This is a genomic window from Streptomyces anandii JCM 4720, from assembly GCF_014650655.1.
Taxonomy (GTDB): domain Bacteria; phylum Actinomycetota; class Actinomycetes; order Streptomycetales; family Streptomycetaceae; genus Streptomyces; species Streptomyces anandii.
Genome location: NZ_BMVJ01000074.1, coordinates 1 through 1,578, shown reverse-complemented (window position 1 = coordinate 1,578; position 1,578 = coordinate 1). Strand labels below are relative to the sequence as shown.

Annotated in this window: 1 protein-coding gene; it reads right to left on the bottom strand. The window is 69.5% G+C overall.

The window, feature by feature from the left end; translation table 11 throughout:
* Positions 1-1,459: IS481 family transposase (locus IE249_RS35350; RefSeq protein ID WP_229860019.1), on the bottom strand; the 1,459-nt coding region annotated here is incomplete at its 3' end.
* Positions 1,460-1,578 lie beyond the last annotated feature (119 nt).

The window sequence follows — 1,578 nt, the reverse complement described above, 5'->3', positions numbered from 1 at the left end:
TCGGGCAGGTCAGCGTCCGCATCAGTGCTCCGTCAGCGATGACCTGCATCAACGGCCCGTCCAGCCGCAACGTCACCCGCTGCCCGGCCAGCGGAACCCCGACGATGATCTGCCGGCCTGCCAGGCCCACCACCCCGGAGGCGTTCACGGTGCGGGCCACCTCGATGGGCACCTGCGCCGCAAGCCGGCCAGGAGCACGGCCGGCCGGAGCGGGACCGGCGGCCCGGGCCCCGGACGCCCGCAGCCGCACCAGATCCGCGGTGCTGAGCCGGGACGGCACCGTCTTGATGCGCTGCCCGCCCAGGCTGACGTGGACGGTGGTGCTGTCCATCCACAGCGTCACCGGCCGGCCCGCATACCGGGGACCGAACCAGAACTGCTGGCCGGCCACCGCCAGGTTCCCGCTCGGCGGCACCACCCGGTCCACCTCCACCGCCTCCGCAGAGCCCAGCACCGCCTCCCCGACCGGTTCGACCGGCCGCCCCGGCTGCCCATCAGCAGCCGTCACGCCGGTCAGCTGGGCCGGAAGCCTCAGCTCGAGCCCGTCTGCCAGGGCGGGCCGGAACCGGTCGGCCGGGGTGTCCATGCCCAGCGACTGATGCGGACGCAAGGTGTTGTACTCCTCCCGCCAGCCGTCGATGACCGCCTGAGCCGCCTCCCGGTCGGCAAATGGCCCCTGGTCATCGAGCAGTTCCCGCCGCAGTGACTGATGGAACCGTTCGATCTTCCCTGTGGTCGTCGGCGAACGCGGTTTGGTCAGCCGATGCTTGATGCCGTTCAGCCGGCAGATCCGGTCGAACAACACCTCCGTGGACGGACCCGGCGTCCCGAACCTGCCGGTGAACTGCTTGCCGTTGTCGGTCAGCACCTCCTCCGGGCAGCCGAACTCCGCCAAAGCCGCCGTGAACGCCGCACACACCGCCCGTCCGGTCGCCCGCTCGACCACCGATGCGATCACACAGAACCGGGAATGGTCATCCACCCCGGTCACCAGCTTCAGCTCACGACCGTCAGCCAGCCAGAACCCGCCCATCACATCCAGCTGCCACAACTGCATCGGCCCCGGCCGCTCCCACCGCCGGTAATCCTCCCGACGTCTGCGCCGTTGCACCGGCACGATCAACTGGTGCCGCACCAGGATGCGATAGACCGAAGCCTCCGACGGAAGCGGCTCGACACCCCGCCGTTGCAACTCATGACGTAACCGGCGCTGCCCCCACCGCGGATGCAACCTGCGCAGTTCCAGCACGGCCGCCTCCACCCCGGCCGGCATCTGCCACGGATGCGACCTCGGCCGATGCGACCGGTCCGACAACCCCGCCAGACCACCCTCCTCATACCGGCGCACCCAGCAGTGCACCGACTGGCGCGAGACCCCATACCGGGCCGCGACCTCCGTCTTCGACGCCCCAGCAGCCACTTCCATGACCGCGTGATAACGCTGCTCGACCACGCTCAGCTCCACTAACACCGGCCTCGGCCCCCTCCACGACAAGCAGTCGCAGACAGCAAACCGAGGACGGAACCGTCAAGCATCAAGTGACGTCACCGCGTCAAGCATCAAACGAAGTAGGACAC